Origin of the sequence: Dorea acetigenes, assembly GCF_025567385.1 — a bacterium.
In the GTDB taxonomy this organism is placed as follows: Bacteria; Bacillota; Clostridia; order Lachnospirales; family Lachnospiraceae; genus Claveliimonas; species Claveliimonas acetigenes.
Map to the genome: position 1 here is coordinate 337,921 of NZ_JAOQJU010000001.1, position 23,306 is coordinate 361,226.

The following is a 23,306-nucleotide window of genomic DNA, read 5'->3' on the forward strand; positions in this document are numbered from 1 at the left end:
TACATTTGGATAGAGTGGAACCGGCTCATATGAGCCGGTTCCACTCTGTTTGTTTTCTACTTGTAAGATTCTGCCGTGTTGCTTTCTTTAATAATGTAGATCGGACGGTGCTTAACTTCCAGATATGTTTTGGACAGATATTGTCCAAGAATACCGATTGAGAATAGCTGAAGACCACCCAGCAGGCAGATCACGCACATCATGGATGGATAACCCGCTACCGGGTCTCCCCAAATGAGAGTTTTTACAATAATTACAATGATAAATATAAGAGCGATAAACAAAAAAAGGATTCCCAGTATAGAAGCTATGGACAGTGGAATCGTGGAGAATGCGACGATGCCGTCCAGTGAATATAAAAACAGGCTCCAAAAAGACCATTTCGTGCTTCCTGCCACGCGCTCAACATTCGTGTATTCCAGCCATTTCGTTTTAAATCCGACCCAGCCGAATATACCTTTGGAAAAGCGGTTATATTCCGGCATGTTTAAAATAGCATCTGTCATTTGACGTGTCATAAGCCGGAAATCTCTGGCTCCGTCAACGATGCTGGTTTTTGAAATCTTGTTAATTAATTTGTAGAAACAGCGGGCAAAAAAGGAGCGGATGGGAGGTTCGCCTTTCCGGTCAACTCTTTTCGTGCCTACACAGTCATAAGTCCCTTCTTTTATAGTCTCATACATCTGAGTAAGTAATGAGGGCGGATCCTGCAAATCTGCATCCATCAATGCGACATAATCGCCGGTCGCGTGTTCCAGACCGGCTAAAATAGCGCTTTCTTTTCCAAAATTGCGGGAAAAAGAAAGATATTTAATTTTCGGGTCTTTAGAAGCAAAGGATTTGATGATGGACAGGGTATCATCCCGGGAGCCGTCATCTACAAATAGTAATTCGAATTCAACCGGATACCTTTCCTGCATATGGGAAATCACTTTCTGGATTTCTTTATAAAAAAAAGGAAGAGATACTTCTTCGTTATAGCAAGGTACAATAACAGATATCAAATCTGACATAATTATCATTCGTCCTTTCTTGGCTTTATCCATTTATTATAGCGAATGAAAAGAGAAAAATCAACGTCCATTTCAGGATACCCCGGGGCGTTGGTTGACAAACGGCAGGGAAGCATTTAAAATAGCAGAAGAAATGAAAAGATTGGAGAATTTGCCGGTATGAAAGAAGAAAAAAAAGATTTTTGGAAATTGCCGTCTGTAATAGAATTTACTAAAAAAAGTAAAACCAGTCTTTGGGTGACCGGTATATTTTTACTGGCAGTATATGGGATTAAAGTGTTTAACGTATCTATTTCGCATGATACGGAAGCCATTATGGCGGTGGCAGATAATCTGTATAACAGTTGGTACATGATGGGACGTTTTGGACTGATTTTTCTGAAGAAGCTGCTTGGAACGTATTTGTTTAATCCCTTTATTGCATCTTTTTTTATGTTTGTAACAATGATTGCCAATAGTTTTCTGTGGTCTTACTTGTTTTACTGGCTTGGTGCGAAGCAGGAGAAAGGAATTCGGAACAATTGGATTTTTCCGGTCGTTTTTTTTACTTCCATGATTATGGCGGAGCAGTCGGGATTTCTTCTGCAGGCTTACGAGGTGAACATAGCCTTATTGCTGGTTGCTTTGGCGCTTATTGTCATATACGAGGTGATTCTGGAAAAAAGACGATGGTATATGTACTTTCCTGCAGTTATTTGCTGTGTGCTGGCTTTTTCAACCTATCAATCTTTGGTTCCGCTTTTTATGACGGGGGCTGCAGTCTGCTTTCTGCTGGTGTATGACAAATGTGCAGAGCAGGATGAAGCGGGGGCCGGTATGAAATTTTACTGGGGGATTATAGGAAAGCTGATTGCTGTTTTCGTGTTTTCTTTTGGTGTGTACCAGGTGGTGAACAAGATTGTCCTCTCTGTGCTGGGAATAGAGACGACTCCGTATATTACGGAACAGGTTATGTGGGGCAATGCATCTGTCGCAGAATGTGTGTCCGATATTATAGAGCATATAAAAGAAGTGCTTCTCGGCGATGGACTGTTTTTTACAGAAGCGATGGGAATAATCTATGTAATAGTATTGATCTACAGTATTGCAAGGATCCGGGAGAAGAAGAAGTGTTATTTTATGTACCTTTTGGCATTGGCGTTTTGTATGATAAGTCCGTTTCTTATGACATTGCTTCTCGGCACGGCACCGATGATCCGGGTAGAGATTATGATTCCTTTTGTTACAGGTTTTTTTATACAGTATATGGTCAATACTTTAAGTCCCGATTCCGGAAAGATAATGAAGGGTGCATATGTTGCTGCTGTAACGGTGGTTTTCTTCTTTTCCATGTATCAAAGCCTGCTTTCGGCAAGACTGTATTATACGCAATATGTCCAGTACGAGGAGGATGTGCGCCTGGCGGTGAAAATTACGGATAGGATAGACCAGCTTGATTGTGGGGAGGAACCGGAAGAATCGGTTGTGTTTGTGGGAAGCAGAATGCCGCAGCGCAATGAAGTATGTATAGCAGATGAGGAACTTGAGCTGATTGGCAAATCTTTTTTTGAAATGTCCTTTAGTACGAATCATGGAACCTGGGTTATGAATCATTTTCTGGATACGCTGGGATATTCTTATGAGATGCCTGAAGCGGAAGATATTGCCGTAGCGGAAGAAGCGGCGCAGAACATGCCGTCGTGGCCGGACAGCGGCAGCGTTGCAATGAAAAATGGTGTTATTATAGTAAAATTGGGATAATATTAGGATAAAGGAAAAATGAAGGATTTACTGTTAAAATATAAAGAAGTAATTTTGTATCTGTTTTTTGGTGTTTGTACGACGCTGGTAAATATCGTGTCTTATGCGGTGCTTACCAGGAGTTTTGGAGTTGGCGTGATGGCATCTACTGCATGTGCGTGGGCTTTGTCAGTGGCATTTGCTTATGTTACGAACCGGATATGGGTGTTTGAAAGCAAGGTGCGTTCTTTTACCGGGGTATGCAGAGAGATTGCAAGCTTTGTGGGATGCCGCGTGGCCTCCGGTGCGATGGATATATTTTTGATGTGGCTTTTGGTAGAGATGATGGGGTTTTCCGATATGATTATTAAGATCCTGTCAAATATACTGGTAATTATTTTTAACTATGTGGCAAGTAAGTTTTGGATATTTAAGAAGAAAGGTCAATAACGGATATGAAAAAAGAACGGTTGTTTTATCTTGATTTTGTCCGCGCGGTTGCGGCGGTTTCTATAGTGATTACACATTTTAATGCGCGGTATCTGTATCTGAACCCTCCGATGCCGGAGAAAGCCGTGCTTACTACAACGGTAAGTAATATTTATATCGGAGACTGGGGAGTTTCCCTTTTCTTTATTATATCCGGCGCGGCGCTGATGTACGTATATGAAAAGAAATGTGAATTAAAGACTTTTTATAAAAAAAGGTTCTTTTCCATTTACCCGATGTTCTGGATGGCATACATTGCGGCATTTATTTATTCTTTTTATGCAGACAAGATGATGCCGGGGACAGGAGTGCCGAAGTGGCGGTTTATTTTTACAGTGACAGGGTTTGACGGCCTTTTGATGACGAATGGCTATGGTACTTTTTATATTTTAGGAGAATGGTTTCTGGGAGTGATTATTCTGATGTACCTGGTTTTCCCGCTTCTTCGGAAAGCCATGAATGCAAAGCCGCTCCTTTTGCTTGCAGCAGTTGTAGTTATGTATGTGGCGGGACTCTGGCTGTGTTACCGCGGTCCTTACCCGGTGGTGGCGGCAACCATGCTTTTTATCCGTTTCCCGGAGATTGTCTTCGGTATGTTTTTTGTAAAATGCAGTTGGAAGGTGGATTGGAAGGCGGCGCTGGCAGCGTTTGTTGTGCTGGTGTTAAATGGAGTGCTTAAGCCGGGCTTTTTGTCGAACATTCAAACTACTTATGTAGGGATTGCATCTTTTGTCGTGCTGGTGTATCTTTCTTATTTTGTAAAGTTTGCGCCGGTAGAGAAAGTGTGCGGTGTCCTGAGTAAATATTCTTATGCGATATTCCTTGTTCACCATGTCATTATCGACAGGGTGATGGCTTCGGTGGATCTGGTGAATATTTCTGTGAAACGCAGTTATCTTCTGTTTGTAGTTATCTGCTGCATGATAGCGGTTTTTGCGTGGCTTTTATTCTTCCTGCACAAGAAGCTTATGGGATGTATCCTAAAACTGCGGGCAGGCAAGTGAGGGATTGCAAGACAGGACGAACTGTTGTAAAATAAAAGTATTAAGGAAAGAAATGGAGACTGGTTTTGAAAAAGATATTGATAACAGGCTCTCAGGGCCAATTGGGGAAAGCATTGAATGAATTTTACAAAAATGATTCGGATGTGCAGATTGTGAATACGGATATCTCTGAGATGAACATTACGGACGCAGAAGACGTGATGCAGACAGTACGGCAGATAAAGCCTGATATTATCATCAACTGTGCTGCGCATACGCAGGTGGATGCCTGCGAGACGGATCAGGAACGGGCATATCAGATTAATGCAGCAGGACCGAAGAATCTGAGTGAGGCGGCAAACGAAGTGGATGCTGTGTTAGTCCATCTTTCTTCAGATTATGTGTTTGACGGTGAGAAAAGACAACCTTATGTTGAGGGAGACTCGTACAACCCGCAGTCTGTCTATGGAGAGACGAAGCTTGCCGGAGAAGAATTTGTCCGCCGGATTGCCGGAAAGTATTTTGTGGTTCGTACTGCATGGCTGTATGGAGAGGGCAAGAATTTTGTTAATACGATGTTAAGGCAGGCTGAGACGAAGGATACAGTCAGGGTTGTAGGAGACCAGTTTGGTACACCTACGAGTGCGAAAGAGGTAGCGAAGGTCATTGATCTTCTGTGCCGTTCTGATAAGTACGGAACTTATCATGCAACCTGCGAGGGAAGCTGCTCCTGGGCGGAATTTACCAGGGCGATTTATAAAATGTGTGGGAAGGATGTATCGGTTATTCCGGTTACGACAGAAGAGTACGGGGCGCCCGCAAAAAGACCTGCATATTCCATATTGGAGAATAAGAAGCTGAAAGAAGAATTTGGGTATACGATGGCAGAATGGCAGGAGGCATTAAGAGAATATCTGGCAGAAAGAAATTTGATAAAAAAGGAGAATGGTCATTTCATGAAGAAAAAGGTATTGGTAACAGGAGCGAATGGTTATATAGGACGTCATGTGGTATCAGCACTTTTGGATATGGGACATGAAGTTATTGCATCAGATTTTTCGTTTGACGGCGTGGATGAGAGGGCAGTAAGGTCGGAGGTGCAGTTGTTTAGCGGAGATGAGAATATTTATGAACAGTTTGGCAGACCGGATTCCTGTATCCATATGGCTTGGAGAAATGGCTTTGTCCATAATGCGGATTCTCACATTCAGGATTTGCCCAACCATTATACCTTTATTAAGAATATGATTGAAGGCGGGCTTCCGCAGCTTGCCGTAATGGGTACGATGCATGAAATAGGCTACTGGGAAGGTGCAATTACAGAGGATACGCCGGCGAATCCGGTGTCCCTTTATGGAATTGCCAAGAACGCTTTGCGTCAGATGACATTTCTCCTGGCAAGCGGCAAGGATGTGAAGATTGACTGGCTGAGAGCTTATTATATTCTTGGCGATGACAAGAAGAGTAAATCTGTCTTTGCCAAAATTGTTGGCTGGGAAGAAGAAGGGAAAGAAACCTTCCCGTTTAATTCCGGAAAGAATAAATACGATTTTATTACGGTAGATGAGCTGTCAGCACAGATTGCGGCTGCAGCAACGCAGGATGAGATCCATGGAATCATTAATTGCTGTACCGGAGAGCCGCTTTCTCTGGGCGAGAAGGTAGATGAGTTCATTAAGGAACATGGATTTAAGATCCGGCCGGAATATGGCGCGTTTCCGGATCGTCCTTATGACTCGCCGGGAGTCTGGGGCGATGCAGAAAAGATAAATAAAATCATGAAGAATAGATAAGGAGAAGAAAAAATGAGGACATATTTAGTGACTGGCGGAGCAGGCTTTATTGGTTCAAATTATATCCATTATATGTTTAAGAAATACGGAGATGAGATTCGGATTATTAATGTGGATAAACTGACTTATGCGGGGAATCTGGAGAATTTAAAGGATATAGAAGACAGAGAGAATTACACTTTTGTAAAGGCAGATATCTGTGATGCGGATGCGATCAATCAGATTTTTGAGGAAAATGATATTGACAGGGTCGTACATTTTGCGGCGGAGAGCCATGTGGACAGAAGTATCAAGAATCCGGATGTATTTGTGAAGACGAATGTACTTGGAACATTGGTTATGCTGAATGCTGCGAAGGCGGCCTGGGAGCTTCCTGACGGAACATTTAAGGAGGGAAAGAAGTTTCTTCATGTTTCAACGGACGAAGTATATGGCTCATTGGAGAAGGAAGGTGAATACTTTTATGAGACAACACCTTATGATCCACACAGCCCATACTCTGCAAGTAAGGCATCCTCAGATATGTTGGTGAAGTCTTATATGGACACTTATAGATTCCCGGCGAATATTACCAACTGCAGCAATAATTACGGACCGTATCAGTTTCCGGAGAAATTGATTCCTTTGATTATTAACAATGCCCTGCAGGGCAAGAACCTTCCGGTATATGGCGATGGAAAGAATGTAAGAGACTGGCTCTATGTGGAGGATCATGCAAAGGGAATCGACATGGTACAGGAAAAGGGCAGGTTGTTTGAGACTTATAATATCGGCGGCCATAATGAGAAGCAGAATATTGAGATTATCCATATCATTCTGGATACTTTGCAGGAGATGCTTCCGGAAGGCGACCCGCGCAAAGAGCTGGTAAGCGAGAAGCTTATCACTTATGTACAGGATCGAAAGGGACATGACAGGAGATATGCCATCGCACCGGATAAAATCAAAGCAGAGGTAGGCTGGGTTCCGGATACGATGTTTGAGGAAGGAATCCGTCTGACGATTAAGTGGTTCTTTGAGAATGAGGAATGGATGAAGAATGTGACAAGCGGAGAGTATCAGAAATATTATCAGGAAATGTATAAGTAAAAAATGGTTTTTTCAAATAGTTTTTTTATTTTTGCTTTTTTACCCGTGACAATGGCGGGATATTATCTCCTTCTTCCGTGGCGAAAGATGCAGAATATATGGTTGGTTCTGGTGAGTCTGTTTTTTTATGCATGGGGAGAACCGCGGCTGGTGCTGCTAATGCTTTTGTCAATTGTGATGAATTATATATTCGGACTCTGGATTGACAGAAGACGGGGTGATACGGTAAAAGAAAAAGGAATCATTGTATTGATGCTGTTCTATAATTTGTCGCTCTTGTTTGTCTTCAAATATATGAATTTCGTGTGCGGTATTTTGGGATTGGAACTTTCGGGGTGGAATATTACGTTGCCGATTGGCATCTCCTTTTACACCTTTCAGGCGATTTCTTACGTGATAGATGTGTACAGGGGACAGGGAGAGGTTCAGAAGAATCCACTGAATGTAGCGCTTTACATAGCGTTTTTTCCACAGTTGATTGCCGGTCCTATTGTTCGTTACCAGACGATTGCGGATCAGATCGAACATAGGAAGGAAAGCTGGAGTGATTTTTCTGACGGAGTAGAACGATTTATCATCGGACTCTCTAAAAAGCTGATACTTGCGAATTCTTTTGCTCCTATAGCAGATTATGCCTTCGGTCATATTTCTGAATTGTCGGGAGTATCAGCTTGGATAGGCGCACTTTGTTATACCTTTCAGATATACTTCGATTTTTCCGGATACTCTGATATGGCGATCGGTCTTGGAAAAATGTTCGGGTTTCAGTTTTTGGAGAATTTCCGTTATCCTTATCTGTCGGTTAGCGTGTCAGAATTCTGGAGACGATGGCATATATCCCTTGGAAGCTGGTTTCGGGATTATGTGTATATCCCGCTGGGCGGTTCAAGGGTGAAGACGAAGGTAAGGCTCATAGGGAATCTTTTTGTAGTGTGGACGCTGACGGGAATCTGGCATGGGGCGAATTGGACATTTCTGCTGTGGGGACTGTGGTACTTCCTGCTTCTGACATTTGAAAAGATGACAGGAATTCCTCAAAATCTTCAGAAAAAATCAGGAAAGATTTTATATTATATATTTACGATACTGTGTGTAATTTGGGGATGGGTTCTGTTCAGGGCGGATTCGGTTCAAGAAGCATTTGCATACATCAGAATTATGCTGGTACCCGGAAAAGAGATAGGGGATTCTTTGGCTGCTTTCTGGCTGAAAGATTTAAAAGTTCTTCTTCTTTTGGGAGTTGCCGCCTGTACTCCGCTTGTGAAGAACTGTTACCATATCGTTAGAGAAAGCAAATACTATGTGATTGGCGATGTTCTGAAAACGGCGGCATATATTGGATTGTTCCTGGTTTGTATTTCCTACTGCGTAAATAGTTCTTATAATCCGTTTATTTATTTTAATTTCTAGAAGAAAGGGAGCCGGGGTATGGGCAAGAAAAGTAGAATTGCATATTTGATTCCAGTCTGCTTCCTTTTTATTCTTGTAGGAATCGGCGGACTCAATGCAAAAGCAGTGCTTCCTCTTGTGGAAGAAAAACTTGCGCTCGATGAAGGTTATTTGAAAGAGGGCGGAAGTCAGTTGGAAGAGGATTACCGAACTTCCTTTTGGAAGCAGAGGGAATGGGTGAACCTGTATGGTATGATTCAGAATGCTATGGGAAAAAGGCTATCCGGCAATATGCGGTTTATACGTACAGACAGTGGGCTGATGGACTATGTAACCAAGGAATCGGATGTATATCCTTTTGCTGAAGAGATGTTGGAACTTAAGCAGGTTCTTGACGAGAAAGGGGTTCCACTTTTGTATGTGCAGATGCCGGTTAGAGAGCCGGAAGAGTCTTCGGAACCGGATATACTGATACGGACGAGAACATATTACAGCCAGATTAGAGAGATTACGGACGCTGCAGGTATTCTCTGTATGGACGAGGAAGAGATCCTGGAAGGAGAGGAAGCGCCGTCGCGGGATGAATTCTATTTTAAGACGGATGTTCACACAACGACTCAGGGCGAAATATGGATGGCTAATAAAATTGCCGAAAAGCTTGAGTCAGAATACCGGGTGGCTATACTGGATGTCATTCAGGAAGAGGATGAGAGATTTGAAATACATTCTCATCCATTTGCGGGAAATCTTGTACAGTCTTTGGGAGTTTATTATGTGGGAATTGATGAATTTGAAGAATATATTCCAAAGGAGCAGCCCACTTATCATTTGGAAGACGTGTTTGGCGGATGGTATGCAGATGGGAAATATGAGGAAGTCATTATGAATGGCTATGACCAGAGCAGCGAAGATGAAACTTACACTTATTGGATCACTAATTATCTGCGGTATGGAGCAGGCGGCTATCATGTGGAGAATCTGGACTCAGATGGTCCAAGCTTGCTGGTTATTTGTGATTCTTTGTGTTATAGGACGCTTTCCTATTTGTCGTTGGAATGTAAGAATATTACGGTGATTGATCCAAGGTTCATACCGGCGGACGGTACAGATTATGTGAAGAAGGCGTTAGAGGATAAAATGTATGATGCGGCTATTTATCTGCATGGTACGTTTTACACCACCGATCACTCGATGTTTGGACAATGGTCTTTGCAAGAAGATAATTAATGCCAGATATTATGAAGTCATTTTTGTGGGGATTATTGAAATAGAGTTTTATTTTCGTTATAATAGAGTGCGAAACAGCAGGAGAGGCAGGTGAAAAGATGAGAAAATTTATAAAAAGAAATTTCGTTGCATTGGTACTTGCGTGCACACTGGCATTTGAACCTTATTGTGTTTTGGCTTCGGAGACCGGAATGCTGACCGGGGAAATGACTGAGAGCGAAACGGTGAATGAACCTGAGGCGGCAGAAGAAGAGCTTTCTGATGCAAAACCGGAAATGACGGAAGAAACAGATGTGCCGGAAGTGACAGAAGAGGCGGGAGGAATAGAAGAATCGGAAGTGGAAGAAGACGGGGAAGAAGCTGTAAATTCCTGTAAAGAATCTGTGGAAGAAAAGATACAACAGGTTACTGAGGTGTGGAACGAGCCTCATATCAGAGTGGCAGATATCCGCCTGACTGATCTGGGAACGAGGATTGAAGCAGAAGCAGTATATGAATCGAATGATCAGAATGTACAGTTCCGGTGGGTTCAATATAATCTTCAGACACAGAAATGGACGGTGCTTAAGGAATGGCAGGAAAGCAGCCAGATCACATGGTATCCGCCGGAAAAAGGAGATTATTGGATCTGTGTTGCGGTGAAACTTTCAGATGGAAGGACGACTTCCAAGACAGTGGCTTATCGCTATAAAGGGGTATATGCAAATTTAACCGACATGTGCGTGGTAGATAAAGGAAACCATTTTGAACTGGGAGTATCTTATGAGACCAATGATCCCGATATTGTGTTCCGCTGGCGGTATTACGATGTGGCGGAAGATGAATGGCGGCTGATCAGAGACTGGGATGCCGGTAACTGGGCATCATGGAAGGCGGTTCATCCGGGGGATTTCCTTATGTATGCGGAGGCGAAGCTTAGCGATGGCACTGTGGTTGCCAAGTCCTGCGGACACCGGGTGAAGAAGACGGGTATTGCATCGTTTTATACAAATATCCAGTCGCCTGGATGGCTTGAAAGTGAAATAAAATTACAGGGGAAATATAATGATTCGTTTGATGTGGTTGGTTCTGAAAGATATCTGGTATACGATGGCAACACATGGAGAACCATTCCCCATACTTCTGACGGGGCGGTGTGGTCTCCGCAGTCGCTGGGGAAATATCTGTTTTGTTATGAGATATATAATAAGAACGGAGGCTTGATTGAACAGTCGTTTATAGAGTTTTCTGTTGAGGCCCCATACGTAAATTTCGGCAATATCAAAATCAACAATGCGGCGGACCTGGAGTATATATTATCCGTAGATGTTGATACGAATGATTCCGCAGCCGAGTACAGATGGATGTATTATAATGTTTCGGAAGGACAGTGGCATACGATCAGCGATTGGGGTAAGACAAGTGATTCCTACTGGTATGCCCCAGATACGGGGAATTACTGGCTTCATGTGGAAGCGCGGCTTCATGACGGCACAGTCCAATCCAATACGGTTAGCTATACGGCCCAGCAATATCCACCGGATCTGGCTGCGATGATGCTGTATGCAAATATGTATTCCAGTTCTACCCCATATATTATTATGGTGAACAGAGATGCTTGTAAAGTCGGTATATTCCAGGGCTGGCAGGGCGGCTGGTCTCCGGTCATGTATATGGACTGTACGGTAGGTAAGCCGAGTACTCCGACTGTATCCGGGGTGTTCAGAGTTGGAAGCAGAGGGTACTATTTTGATTCCTATGGATCCAGATGTTTTTGGTGGACACAGTTTTACGGTAACTATCTGTTCCATTCCGTACTGTACTATCCGAATGGCTCGCTTATGGACGGAAGGGTGGGAATGGCGTTATCCCATGGTTGTGTGAGACTTCAAATCGACAACGCAAAATGGATATATGACAATATTCCTTCCGGAACGACGGTAGTTGTATATTAATGGGAAAAATAAAATTCCCGGCAAAATATAGGCGTTTGCTGTAGTTTGTCGGGAATTTTTGTGATAGCGGTACGAACTGTCTGCCTGGGAAGTGCAGAGATGGAAAATGAAGGAGAATAGAAAAGAATTATGATGATTAACAGTGCAAATGCCAAAAGACTGGCAATTTATTTCTTTTATGATAAAATGGGAGTTGTCGACCGTTTTGTGCCATATTTTTTGGAAGACCTGAAAAGAAATGTGTCAGAAATATTTGTGATATGTAATGGGGAACTGCAAGAAGAAGGCAGAAAAACCCTGGAACAGTATGGACAGGTAATGGTGCGTGAAAATAAAGGATTTGACGTCTGGGCATATAAGACTGCTTTAGAGACCTACGGATGGGATAAGCTTCAGGAATATGATGAAGTAATTATGATGAACAGTACGATTATGGGTCCGGTATTTCCGTTAAAAGAAACTTTCGATAAAATGGATGCCAGAGATGTGGATTTCTGGGGGATTACCGAGTATGCAAAACAAATGTGCGATCCTTCGGGCTGCTGTAAGTATGGTTACATTCCTACGCATATTCAGTCGCATTTTATTGTGTGCAGAAGATCCCTTATAAGCAGCCGGGAATTCCAGGAATACTGGGATGAGATGCCGATGATCCATTCATACTGGGAAGCGGTTGGAAAGCATGAGATGATTTTTACAAAGCATTTTGAAGATTTAGGCTTTGTGAGCGCCACATCTGTGAAGACAGATCAGATGAGGGAGTACAGCGGTTATCCGCTGATGATGTGCCCGGTAAAACTGTTAAAAGAGCAGAGATGTCCCATTTTCAAACGCCGGATGTTTTTCCATGATCCGAAGGATTTCCTGAGCCAGACAGCCGGGGAACAGGTAGAAGAATTGTTCCACTATCTGGAAAACGAAACGGATTATGATGTAGATTTTATCTGGGAGACGATCTTAAGGAATTATAATCAGGCGGATATTGTTAAGAATCTGAATTTGAATTCTATTCTTTCAGAGAAATATGCCGATGAAAGAAAATATGAAGAGGCGGCCGGACGGAATCGGGTGGCGCTGATTATGCATCTGTATTTTGAGGATTTGCTGGAAGAATCTTTGGAATATGCCATGTCGATGCCGGAGAATGCAGATGTCTATATTACAACGGATTCAGAAGAAAAAAAGAAAAAAATTGAAGAAGTATTTGCAGGACTTCGCTGTAAGCATCTCGAAGTCCGGGTGATTGAAAACAGAGGAAGGGATGTAAGCAGTCTGCTCATAGGCGTCAGGGATGTGATTGACGATTATGATATAGCATGTTTTGTGCATGATAAGAAAACGGCGCAGGTAGTACCGGGAACGGCAGGGGCAGGGTTCGCTTACAAATGTCTGAAAAACACGCTGGCAAGCAGAGAATTTGTAAAGAATATTATTATTGAATTTGATGAAAAGCCCAGACTGGGATTGCTTTCACCGCCGGAACCTAACCATGGTCCATTCTTTACCACATTGGGAAGAGAATGGAGAGGAAGTTATAAATTGGTGAAAGAACTGGCGGAGGAATTGGGAATTACGGTGCCGATTTCTGAGTCGAAGCCGCCGGTCGCTCCCTTTGGGACAATGTTCTGGTTCAGACCCGCAGCTATGAAGCCGTTATACAGCAAGAAATGGGAATATACGGATTTCCCGCCGGAACCCAATGGGATAGATGATACAATCTTACATGCAATTGAACGTATTTATCCATTTGTAGTGCAGCAGTCAGGATATTATCCGGGGATTGTGATGTCTGATTATTTTGCGCAGATTGAATATGGAAATCTAAAGTATTATGTGAGAGAATATAATAAAATTATGATGCAGTATGGCATTGAGGATTTTCATCAATACATGTGTTTTGCATTAGAAAACAGGCTGGAATTATCTGTGGATCCGGATTCTCTAAAAGGAGTGTTAAAGCGCAGAGCCAAAAACCGCCTGAGACGGATTCTTCCGGAGTCTGCGTATAATAAATTGGAAAGTGTTTGGAAGAGCAGAAAGAAAGAATAGAACGAAAGGTGGGAAAAACAAAAGTGAAGACGTATATTCATAATTTTATTGCTTATAAAGAGTTGTTAAAAGAACTGGTTCAGCGGGATATCAGAATAAAGTACCGCCGGTCTTTTTTGGGAATGTTGTGGTCTGTTCTGAATCCTCTTGGAATGATGATTATTATGACGCTTGTTTTTTCACATGTGTTCAGAGCGGGGATAGATAATTTCCCCGTATATCTGATGTGCGGACAAGTCATATTTAACTTTTTTAATGAAGCGACTACAATGGCGATGCAGTCTATTTTGGGAAATGCGCCTTTGATCAGAAAAGTATACCTGCCTAAATATTTGTTCCCGATGTCAAAAGTATGTTCTTGTTTTGTGAATCTTCTGACATCCTGTATCGCGCTGGCGCTGGTGGTGGTCGTGACAAGAACTCCGCTGACGTGGAAATTGGTTTTGTTTGTGTTCCCGATTTTATATGTATTTTTGTTTTCGCTTGGCATAGGAATTTTATTATCTGCTGTTGTGGTGACGTTCCGCGACCTGCAGCATCTCTATGGGGTAATTATTACAGGGCTTACTTATCTGACACCTATTTTCTATCCAATTGAGATTTTGCCGGGCTGGGTGAAAACTCTCGTTGAGATGAATCCGCTTACCAGTTTTGTCGAGATGTTCCGTGATGCAGTTCTATATGGCGTTGTCCCGGGGATGGAACTGCATATAAGATGCATCGCAGCATGCGTGGTTGCACTAGTGTTAGGAATATGGAGCTTTATTAAACAGCAGGATACATTTATTCTGAAAGTATAGGGGGGAAGAGAAGTGGAGAATCCGATTGTAGAAGTCAACAATGTGTCGATGATGTTTCGCCTCTACAGAGAGAATGTTGACAGTTTAAAAGAATTTTTAATAAAGAAAGTAAAGCGTCAGATTACTTATGAAGAATTCTGGGCGCTTAGTGATATTAGTTTCCAGGTGAATAAGGGAGAATCTGTGGCTCTGATTGGGCGGAATGGATGTGGGAAAAGTACGCTCCTGAAAACGATTGCCGGCGTTTTAAAACCTACGAAGGGGAGTGTGCATATTAATGGCACGGTTGCGCCGATGATTGAATTGGGCGCAGGATTTGATATGGATCTTACTGCGCGGGAAAATGTATTTTTGAATGGCGCCATTCTGGGGTATCCTAAAGAAATGCTGGAGGAAAATATGCCCGCGATTGAAGAATTCTCAGAATTGCATCAGTTTATGGATGTCCCCATTAAGAATTTTTCTTCCGGTATGCTTGCCAGACTGGGATTTGCCGTGGCTACGATCTACACTCCTGACATTCTGATTGTCGATGAGATCTTGTCGGTAGGAGATTACCGTTTTCAGGAGAAATGCCATGCAAGAATCCATGAGATGCTGGAGCAGGGAACAACACTTTTGTTTGTGTCGCACAGCATCGATCAGGTGAAAAAGGTCTGCAATCGCGCTATTTTACTGAACCAGGGTCATATGCTGTTTGACGGCGGGGTAAAAGAGGCATGGAATCGGTATGATTCGTTATAGAATACGTCTATACTATCTATAAAAAGAAGCGATTGGACTAGCCCGGGGAAGAAGACTTATAATATATAGATAATAGTAAACGGCCTTTTTGGTAGGTCAGTAGGAGGAAAGAGTATGAAAATGAAAACAACATTAGCGCTGTTTGCGGCAATGGCAGCAGTAATGGCGGTACCACTTTCAGCAGATGCTAAGGAATTTACGGATGTTGCTTCCGATCATTGGTATTATGATTATGTATCTGAGATCAGTGATAAGGGAATCATGACCGGTAAGGATGCGGCAGGTACAGTTTTCGCACCGGCGGAGAATATTCCGCGTGCGCAGTTTGCGACGGTTCTGTACCGTATGGCGGGGAGTCCGGAGGTGAAGTACAGCTCAGTATTTAAAGATGTGCCGGACGGACAGTGGTATACGAAACCGATTATGTGGGTATATCAGGCGAAAGTTGCCAATGGATATACGGATGGCAGTGGTAATTTTGGTACCAATGATCAGATTACGAGAGAACAGATTGCCAAGATGATGTACAGCTATCAGAAATATATGGGATATGATGTGTCAGGGACGACAGAACTTGACACGTTTCCGGATGGCGGTAGTGTCAGCTCTTTTGCGACAGAATATGTGAAATGGGCAGTGGCAGAGGGAGTTATCAGTGGAAAAGAAAATGCGGCTACAGGACAGAAGTATCTTGATCCGCAGGCAAGTGCAAACCGTGCGGAAATTGCAACGATTATTTCCAGAACACTGGTTCCGTTCGAGGGTGATTATGTGATTGATGCCGCTGAGGCGAAAAGTAAGATCGGCGAAGAAGACGTAATCTTTGTAGATGGCCGTGGTGTTGAGAAGAGTGCGGAGACTATAAAGGGAGCAGTTATTTCCGATTGGAAAGACTGGTCCGTGAATTTAAACCCGGATAACAGCAGCACAGGTGTGCCGGGATGGTGGCAGATGCAGAGTGTGGAAAAGATGAATGAGACTTTCAGTAATCTGGGACTGTCTAAGGACAAAGAGATTATCCTTCTTGGCGAGACGGTTAATGGCTGGGGCGATGATGCAAGACTGATGTGGCAGCTTCGCGTGGCCGGATATGAGAATGTAAAGATTGTTGACGGTGGTTACAGCGCATTGATCGCGGCCGGAGCGCCGACACAGAAGGGAACATCTACACTTGCGAAGGTGGATGCAGAGGTTACTTCTAAGAATCTGAAGCATGTAGTGACGACAGACATACTGAAGGCAAATTATGATTCTTATAAAATTGTTGATGTCCGCGCGGATGAAGAATATAACGGCGAATGTCTGTATAATGAGAAGGCAGGTGGACATCTTCCGGGCGCTGTTCATCTGAGATATACAGATTTGTTCTATGCGGATGGAACCCTTCGTCCGGTAAATGAGCTGACAAAATGGTTTGAAAGTGCCGGCCTGGATAAGGAAGACGAAATTGTATCTTATTGCACGGCGGGGATCCGTTCTTCTTATATGCAGGTGGTTATGGAAATGTGCGGATTTGAGAATTCCATTAATTATGACGAATCATTCTGGGGATGGACAGAAAACGAAGGTTTGCTGGAGAAGTAATAAACTGGAAATTATTTCAAAATGTTGACAAAATATTACAAATATGTCACAATGTTAATCGACGTATAACATTGTGACATTTTTTTGAAAGGCAAGGTAGGATATGAAGAAAAAGATTGGTGTGTTTATACTGACACTGACTTTGATGTTTGGATTATGTTCAAATACAGTTTTTGCAGCATACTCAGATGTATATCAGAACGGATGGTATTATGGAGCAGTTCAGTACGTATCTCAGAATGGAATTATGACCGGATTAAACGATACATATTTTGGCGTAGGAGAATCCTTAAAGAGAGGGCAGTTCGCACTGATATTATATCGCCTGGCAGGTACTCCGGATGTGGAATTTGAGAATAAGTTTCCCGATATCGGAGCAAATGATTGGTATGCAAATGCGGTGATTTGGGCGAGCGACAACGGAATTGTGACCGGATATACGGATACGGGTCTTTTTGGACCTTCTGATGAGATTACAAGAGAACAGATGGTAACAATGCTGCACCGCTTTGAAGGAAGTCCTCAGGTAAGCGCTGATCTTAGCGGATATCCGGATTCCGGTTTGGTAGGAGCCTGGTCTTTGGCAGGAATGCAGTGGGCAGTTGCGAATGGAATTATCAGTGGAGATAACAATATGCTTAATCCGCAGGGCATAACTACCCGAGAAGTATGTGCGACCATCATTATGCGCTTCCAGGGGGGAGAGTATATTGAGACGGAAGCGGGCCCCGGAGGGTTCGTGAATCCATGTCCGGGAGCGAACTATGTATCCTCTGAATTTGGTTACAGGGTTTCACCTACAGAGGGCGCAAGCAGCAATCATCAGGGAAGAGATTATGCTGCGTCAGAAGGAACCGCGATTTTAGCGGCGGCATCAGGAAAGGTTGTGCTTGTTGGCTATACCAGCGCCAGAGGAAACTATATAGTAATTGACCATGGAAATGGAGTGGAGTGTTACTATCAGCATTGCTCAAAGATTATTGCTTCTGCGGGCGATATCGTGGAGGCCGGTGAAAAAATTGCAGAAGTTGGTTCTACAGGAATTGTATCAGGACCACATCTTCATTTTGAAGTACATGAAAATGGAGTGCCGGTCGATCCGAGAAAATACGTACCGGAGTAAAGCGTTTTATAAAAGGGAAGACAGATGTTTTGTTCTGTCTTCTCTTTTTACAGTTGAGAAAATGTTAAGAATATGTTACAATAAATCGATATAATAAGTTATGATATGATTTTTAATACGATATTAGGAGGAAGTTATGAAAGGAATTATATTAGCAGGTGGTTCAGGAACACGATTATATCCCCTGACAAAGGCAGTATCCAAACAGATTATGCCGGTGTATGATAAGCCGATGATTTACTATCCTTTGTCAATATTGATGCTTGCGGGAATCCGGGATATTCTGATTATTTCTACGCCAAGAGATCTGCCTACGTTCCAGGAATTGTTCGGAACCGGCGAAGAACTGGGACTTCGTATGTCCTATGCAGTTCAGGAGACTCCGAGAGGTCTGGCGGATGCATTTATCATTGGAGAAGAATTTATCGGCAGTGATAATGTTGCACTGATTTTGGGAGACAATATTTTCTATGGACAGAGCTTCTCGAAACTGTTGAAAGAAGTTAGCTCCAGAGAAAAGGGAGCTACTATTTTCGGATATTATGTCCGTGATCCGAGAGAATATGGAGTTGTTGAATTTGATGAGAATGGAAAAGCACTCTCCATAGAAGAAAAACCGGAACATCCGAAATCAAACTATGCGGTTCCCGGTTTGTATTTCTATGATAATGATGTAGTAGAGATTGCTAAGAATGTAAAGCCTTCCGCAAGAGGCGAAATTGAGATTACGAGTGTAAATAATGCATACCTTGAAAGAGGAGATCTGCATGTGGAGACGATGGGACGTGGTTTTGCCTGGCTTGATACCGGTAATCATGACGCGCTTCTTGACGCAGCGGATTTTGTGGCTGCATTTCAGAAGAGACAGGGGCTTTATGTTTCCTGTATAGAAGAGATTGCCTATAAACGCGGCTTTATTACCAGAGAACAGCTTATTAAACTGGCAGAGCCGTTGCTGAAGACAAATTATGGAAAATATTTAATGGAAATTGCAGATGGTCTGTAAAATATTTGATATTTAGAAAGAGGATGATGGGAATGGGTAAGATTCAGGTTGAAACATGTAATATTGAAGGTCTTAAAGTGATTACTCCAACGGTGTTTGGCGATGAACGCGGATATTTTATGGAGACATACAATTACAATGATTATAAAGCGGCGGGAATTGATATGGAATTTGTGCAGGACAACCAGTCCAGCTCCAAAAAAGGAGTTCTGCGCGGACTTCATTTTCAGATTAACTATCCGCAGGATAAGTTGGTGCGTGTTGTAAGCGGCGAAGTATTTGACGTGGCGGTTGACCTGCGGGAAGGCTCGGCAACTTACGGACAATGGTATGGGGTGATCTTGTCTGCTGAAAATAAAAAACAGTTTTTCATCCCGAAGAATTTTGCACATGGTTTTCTGGTGCTTTCTGAGTCGGCGGAATTTGCGTACAAATGTACAGATTTCTACCATCCAAATGATGAGGGCGGTCTGGCGTGGAATGATCCGGATATAGGAATAGACTGGCCGATTCCGGAGGGAATGGAACTTACGATTTCAGAAAAAGATCAGAAATGGAAAGGAATCAAGGCGGGGAGATAACGTATGCGGATAGAAAGCTCGGATGCAAAAAGGCTGGCGATATACTTCTTTTATGATAAGAATGGAGTTGTGGATAAATATGTTCCTTATTTTTTGGATGATTTAAAAAAGAATGTATCGGATATATATATTGTATGTAATGGAAAGCTGAATGATAAGGGAAGGGAAATCCTGAAAACCTATGGAGAATGCCATGTCCGGGAAAATAAAGGCTTCGATGTATGGGCTTATAAATCTGCATTAGAACATTATGGCCGTCAGCAGCTTGTGCAATATGACGAAATTATTCTTTTGAATAATACGATTATGGGACCCGTTTATCCGTTTTCGGAAACTTTTGCAAAGATGGATGGGCAGGATCTTGATTTCTGGGGATTAACAGAGTATTTTAAGATTCCGTATGATCCATTCGGATATTCGCCATATGGATATCTGCCTGACCATATTCAGTCACATTGGATTGCGTGCAGGAGAACGCTTGTAGAGAGCAAGGATTTCTGGGAATACTGGGAGAATATGCCGGAAATTGAAAACTATGAGCAGGCTGTTGGTAAGCATGAATCCATATTTACAAAAACATTTGCGGATAAAGGCTTCAAATGGGGAGTCTCTGTGGATATGGAGGATTTGAGGAAATACAGCGGCTATCCTTTGATGATGTGTCCGCAAAGGCTGATAAGCGAGCGCAGATGTCCTATTTTTAAGAAAAGAAGCTTTTTTCATCTCCATGCGGATTATCTGAATAATACAACCGGAGAAGCGGCAAGTATGTTGTTTGAGTATCTGCGTGATGAAACGGACTACGATGTGGATTTTATATGGGAGACGCTGCTGCGGAATTACCATCTGTATGACATTGTAAAGAATTTAAATCTTACCTATGTCCTGCCGACGAATCAGTGCGATAAGGAAAAACTGGCTGTGCAGACCGGCCGGATGAAAATTGCGCTGGTTATGCATATCTATTTTGAAGATTTGCTGGAATCATCTTACCGCTATGTTTCCTCCATGCCGGAAGAGACGGACGTATATATTACGACGGATACGGAAACAAAAAAGAAAGCTATAGAAAAGGTGTTTTCCCCGCTGCCGTGCCGTAAGTTGGAAATACGTGTTATAGAGAACAGAGGCAGAGATGTGAGCAGTCTGCTGGTCGGTGTAAAAGACGTGATTATGCAGTATGATTTAGTGTGTTTTGTTCATGATAAGAAGAGCGCTCAGATTTCGCCGGAAGCGGTTGGGGCATCTTTTGCATACAAGTGTTTTGAGAATACTCTGTCAAACCGCACTTATGTTACAAATGTAATCAATACTTTTGCAGAAAATCCGCGGCTGGGGCTTTTAGCGCCGCCGGTGCCGAATCACAGTACATTTTTTACAACGGTAGGATTTGAGTGGGGACCGAACTTTAAGGTGACGAAGCAACTGGCCGAAAAAATCGGGCTTACTGTACCTATGAGCAAAAAAGTACCGCCGATTGCGCCGCTTGGGACAATGTTCTGGTTCCGGCCATGTGCAATGGAACGGTTATATGCGCAGGATTGGAATTACCAGGATTTTCCGAAAGAGCCAAATAAGATTGATGGTACGCTGCTTCATGCCATTGAAAGGATTTATCCTTTTGTTGTGCAGGAGGCTGGTTATTATGCGGCATACGGAATGACAGATAAATTCGCGGCGATAGAGTATAACAATCTTTATTATTATGTACGCGGATATAATCAGGTAAGTGTGAAGTTCGGTATCGGTCCTTTCTATAATCAGATGTTAGAAAGAATAGATGATATTTTGGGGCATCAGGGTTCGTTTAAGAGAGTAATAAAATACAGGCTGAAACAGGATCTCAAAAGAATAATTCCCGAAAAAATTTATTTGAGATGCAAGAAAATATGGAAAAAGATGAGAAAAAGCCAGAATTACAACAGTGTGCGGGTTAAAGGCGAGGAGTAAGCAATGGGCAGTAAGATAGACTATAAAAACATAGTAAAGAAGTTATCCCCTTATAATATAAAAAAGGGGATACTTTATTTCAAACACTATGGTGCAAGGGAATTCTGGATTAAGCTGACAGAACGCTTTCAGAAGGATGATATTGACTATAACCGATGGTTTGCCAATCACCGCCCAACGGACGAAGAGCTGGACAGGCAGAGGAGAAAAGTTTTTGGCTGTGCGCCTGTGATTAGTATTCTTGTTCCTGTATACAATACACCGGAGCTTTTCCTGAAACAGATGATTCAGTCGGTGAGAGAACAGACCTACTCAAATTGGGAACTTTGTATTGCTAATGCTAACCCGGCGAATCGGGAAGTGGCGGAGATTCTAAGAATTGCCGCTAAGAAGGATGCAAGGATCCGGATAGCAGAAGTTCCTGAAAATGAAGGGATTGCCCAGAACACAAACCGTGCTCTGCAAATAGCGACAGGAGAATTTATTGCACTTTTGGATCACGATGATCTGCTGGCTCCCAATGCCTTATACGAAATTGTGAAGGCCGTTAATGAAAGTAAAGGAGCCGAAGTAATTTATACGGATGAAGATAAGGTTACTACAGATTTGGAAGAACATTTCAAACCACATTTTAAACCGGATTTTAATCTGGATTTATTAAGATCAAACAATTATATCTGCCATCTTTTTGTGGCAAAGAGAGAGCTTGTTGAGCGTGTGGGCGGTTTCCGAAAAGAATTTAACGGAGCACAGGATTATGATTTGATACTCCGGTGTACAGAGAAAGCAGAAGCAATCGTTCATGTACCAAAGATTCTCTATCACTGGCGTGTGCATAAAGAATCCACATCGGACAATCCTATGAGTAAGATGTATGCATATGATGCAGGCAAGAAGGCGATTGAAGAGCATCTGAAACGATGCGGGACGCCCGGAGAGGTCTTGCACACAAAGAATCTGGGCTTTTACCGGGTGAAATATCCGGTTCAGGGTGAGCCGCTGATTTCTATTCTTATTCCAAACAAAGATCAGGTAGAAACTTTGGATCAATGTCTGCGTTCCATAAAGGAAAAGACGGATTACTCTAATTACGAGATTGTCATTATAGAGAACAACAGCGAGAAAGAAGAGACATTCCGGTATTATGAGAAGATTTCTTCTGATAAAATCCGGGTGATTCGGTGGGAGAAGGAATTTAATTATTCCGCTATTAATAATTTCGGAGTCCGTCATGCGAAGGGAGATTATCTTCTTTTTCTAAATAATGATATAGAAGTCATTCATAGTGACTGGCTTTCAGAGATGGTGTCACATTGCCAGCGAAAAGAAGTCGGTATTGTGGGGGCACGTCTCTATTATCCTGACGATACGATTCAGCACGGAGGAATTATTGTTGGAATCGGCGGAGTGGCGGGAAGTGTTTTTGTGGGACTTCCAAGGGGATATTCGGGATATATGCATAAGGCGGCCCTGCAGCTTGATTTGAGTGCAGTGACAGCAGCGTGTATGATGATGAAACGCAGGGTCTTTGAAGAAACCGGCGGGTTTGAAGAAAAATTGAAAGTAGCGTTTAATGATGTGGATCTATGTCTGAAGACCCGGGAGAGAGGTTACCTGGTTGTCTATGACCCATATGTGGAGATGTATCATTATGAATCGAAGACAAGAGGGGCAGAAGATACGAAAGAGAAAGTCAGGAGATTTCAGACGGAGATTGAATATATGCGGAGCCATTGGATTCACATCTTAAAAAACGGCGATCCGATGTATAATGTGAATCTGACTCTGACAAAATGGGACTACTCTCTTAAGAATAATGAGCGGAGATAGATT

The 23,306-nt window shown here is 42.7% G+C and carries 18 protein-coding genes; 17 read left to right on the forward strand and 1 reads right to left on the reverse strand.

The window, feature by feature from the left end; all coding sequences use genetic code 11:
* Nucleotides 1-56: 56 nt before the first annotated feature.
* Nucleotides 57-1,013, reverse strand: coding sequence for a glycosyltransferase family 2 protein (locus OCV99_RS01660; protein WP_158367523.1), 957 nt, complete (start codon nucleotides 1,011-1,013; stop codon nucleotides 57-59).
* Nucleotides 1,014-1,172: 159 nt separating this feature from the next.
* Between OCV99_RS01660 and OCV99_RS01665 the strand changes: the two genes are divergently transcribed.
* From OCV99_RS01665 to OCV99_RS01750, 17 genes are all read left to right on the forward strand, one after another.
* Nucleotides 1,173-2,753: a glucosyltransferase domain-containing protein gene (locus OCV99_RS01665; RefSeq protein WP_158367525.1), complete on the forward strand. Its 1,581-nt coding sequence runs from the start codon at nucleotides 1,173-1,175 to the stop codon at nucleotides 2,751-2,753.
* An 18-nt stretch (nucleotides 2,754-2,771) separates the two neighbouring features.
* A complete protein-coding gene (locus OCV99_RS01670) occupies nucleotides 2,772-3,182 on the forward strand; it encodes a GtrA family protein (RefSeq protein ID WP_158367527.1) in 411 nt (136 codons plus the stop codon).
* A 5-nt stretch (nucleotides 3,183-3,187) separates the two neighbouring features.
* Nucleotides 3,188-4,225, forward strand: a complete 1,038-nt coding sequence (locus OCV99_RS01675; RefSeq protein ID WP_158367529.1) for an acyltransferase family protein — start codon at nucleotides 3,188-3,190, stop codon at nucleotides 4,223-4,225.
* 65 nt (nucleotides 4,226-4,290) lie between these two features.
* Nucleotides 4,291-5,997, forward strand: a complete 1,707-nt coding sequence (gene rfbD, locus OCV99_RS18005) for a dTDP-4-dehydrorhamnose reductase (RefSeq protein ID WP_158367531.1) — start codon at nucleotides 4,291-4,293, stop codon at nucleotides 5,995-5,997.
* A 12-nt stretch (nucleotides 5,998-6,009) separates the two neighbouring features.
* Nucleotides 6,010-7,086: a dTDP-glucose 4,6-dehydratase gene (rfbB, locus tag OCV99_RS01690; protein WP_158367533.1), complete on the forward strand. Its 1,077-nt coding sequence runs from the start codon at nucleotides 6,010-6,012 to the stop codon at nucleotides 7,084-7,086.
* Nucleotides 7,087-7,173: 87 nt separating this feature from the next.
* Nucleotides 7,174-8,496 carry an MBOAT family O-acyltransferase gene (locus OCV99_RS01695; RefSeq protein WP_317247574.1) on the forward strand — a complete coding sequence of 441 codons (1,323 nt, stop codon included), beginning with the start codon at nucleotides 7,174-7,176 and terminating at the stop codon, nucleotides 8,494-8,496.
* 18 nt (nucleotides 8,497-8,514) lie between these two features.
* On the forward strand, nucleotides 8,515-9,702 hold the full coding sequence (locus OCV99_RS01700) for an alginate O-acetyltransferase AlgX-related protein (protein WP_158367537.1): 1,188 nt from the start codon (nucleotides 8,515-8,517) through the stop codon (nucleotides 9,700-9,702).
* A gap of 98 nt (nucleotides 9,703-9,800) precedes the next feature.
* On the forward strand, nucleotides 9,801-11,636 hold the full coding sequence (locus tag OCV99_RS01705) for a L,D-transpeptidase (RefSeq protein WP_158367539.1): 1,836 nt from the start codon (nucleotides 9,801-9,803) through the stop codon (nucleotides 11,634-11,636).
* 129 nt (nucleotides 11,637-11,765) lie between these two features.
* A complete protein-coding gene (locus OCV99_RS01710) occupies nucleotides 11,766-13,685 on the forward strand; it encodes a rhamnan synthesis F family protein (protein WP_158367541.1) in 1,920 nt (639 codons plus the stop codon).
* 23 nt (nucleotides 13,686-13,708) lie between these two features.
* Nucleotides 13,709-14,485 carry an ABC transporter permease gene (locus OCV99_RS01715; protein WP_158367766.1) on the forward strand — a complete coding sequence of 259 codons (777 nt, stop codon included), beginning with the start codon at nucleotides 13,709-13,711 and terminating at the stop codon, nucleotides 14,483-14,485.
* A gap of 12 nt (nucleotides 14,486-14,497) precedes the next feature.
* Nucleotides 14,498-15,229 (forward strand): ABC transporter ATP-binding protein, encoded by a 732-nt coding sequence (locus OCV99_RS01720; RefSeq protein WP_158367543.1) that lies wholly within the window; start codon nucleotides 14,498-14,500, stop codon nucleotides 15,227-15,229.
* A gap of 114 nt (nucleotides 15,230-15,343) precedes the next feature.
* On the forward strand, nucleotides 15,344-16,813 hold the full coding sequence (locus OCV99_RS01725; protein ID WP_158367545.1) for an S-layer homology domain-containing protein: 1,470 nt from the start codon (nucleotides 15,344-15,346) through the stop codon (nucleotides 16,811-16,813).
* Between the two features lie 103 nt (nucleotides 16,814-16,916).
* Nucleotides 16,917-17,936, forward strand: a complete 1,020-nt coding sequence (locus OCV99_RS01730) for a peptidoglycan DD-metalloendopeptidase family protein (RefSeq protein WP_158367547.1) — start codon at nucleotides 16,917-16,919, stop codon at nucleotides 17,934-17,936.
* Nucleotides 17,937-18,072: 136 nt separating this feature from the next.
* Nucleotides 18,073-18,942, forward strand: coding sequence for a glucose-1-phosphate thymidylyltransferase RfbA (gene rfbA / locus OCV99_RS01735; protein WP_158367549.1), 870 nt, complete (start codon nucleotides 18,073-18,075; stop codon nucleotides 18,940-18,942).
* 32 nt (nucleotides 18,943-18,974) lie between these two features.
* The gene (rfbC, locus tag OCV99_RS01740) at nucleotides 18,975-19,523 is read left to right on the forward strand and encodes a dTDP-4-dehydrorhamnose 3,5-epimerase (protein ID WP_158367551.1); all 549 of its coding nucleotides are present in this window, start codon (nucleotides 18,975-18,977) and stop codon (nucleotides 19,521-19,523) included.
* Between the two features lie 3 nt (nucleotides 19,524-19,526).
* Nucleotides 19,527-21,473 carry a rhamnan synthesis F family protein gene (locus tag OCV99_RS01745; protein ID WP_158367553.1) on the forward strand — a complete coding sequence of 649 codons (1,947 nt, stop codon included), beginning with the start codon at nucleotides 19,527-19,529 and terminating at the stop codon, nucleotides 21,471-21,473.
* Nucleotides 21,474-21,476: 3 nt separating this feature from the next.
* The gene (locus OCV99_RS01750; RefSeq protein ID WP_158367555.1) at nucleotides 21,477-23,303 is read left to right on the forward strand and encodes a glycosyltransferase family 2 protein; all 1,827 of its coding nucleotides are present in this window, start codon (nucleotides 21,477-21,479) and stop codon (nucleotides 23,301-23,303) included.
* Nucleotides 23,304-23,306 lie beyond the last annotated feature (3 nt).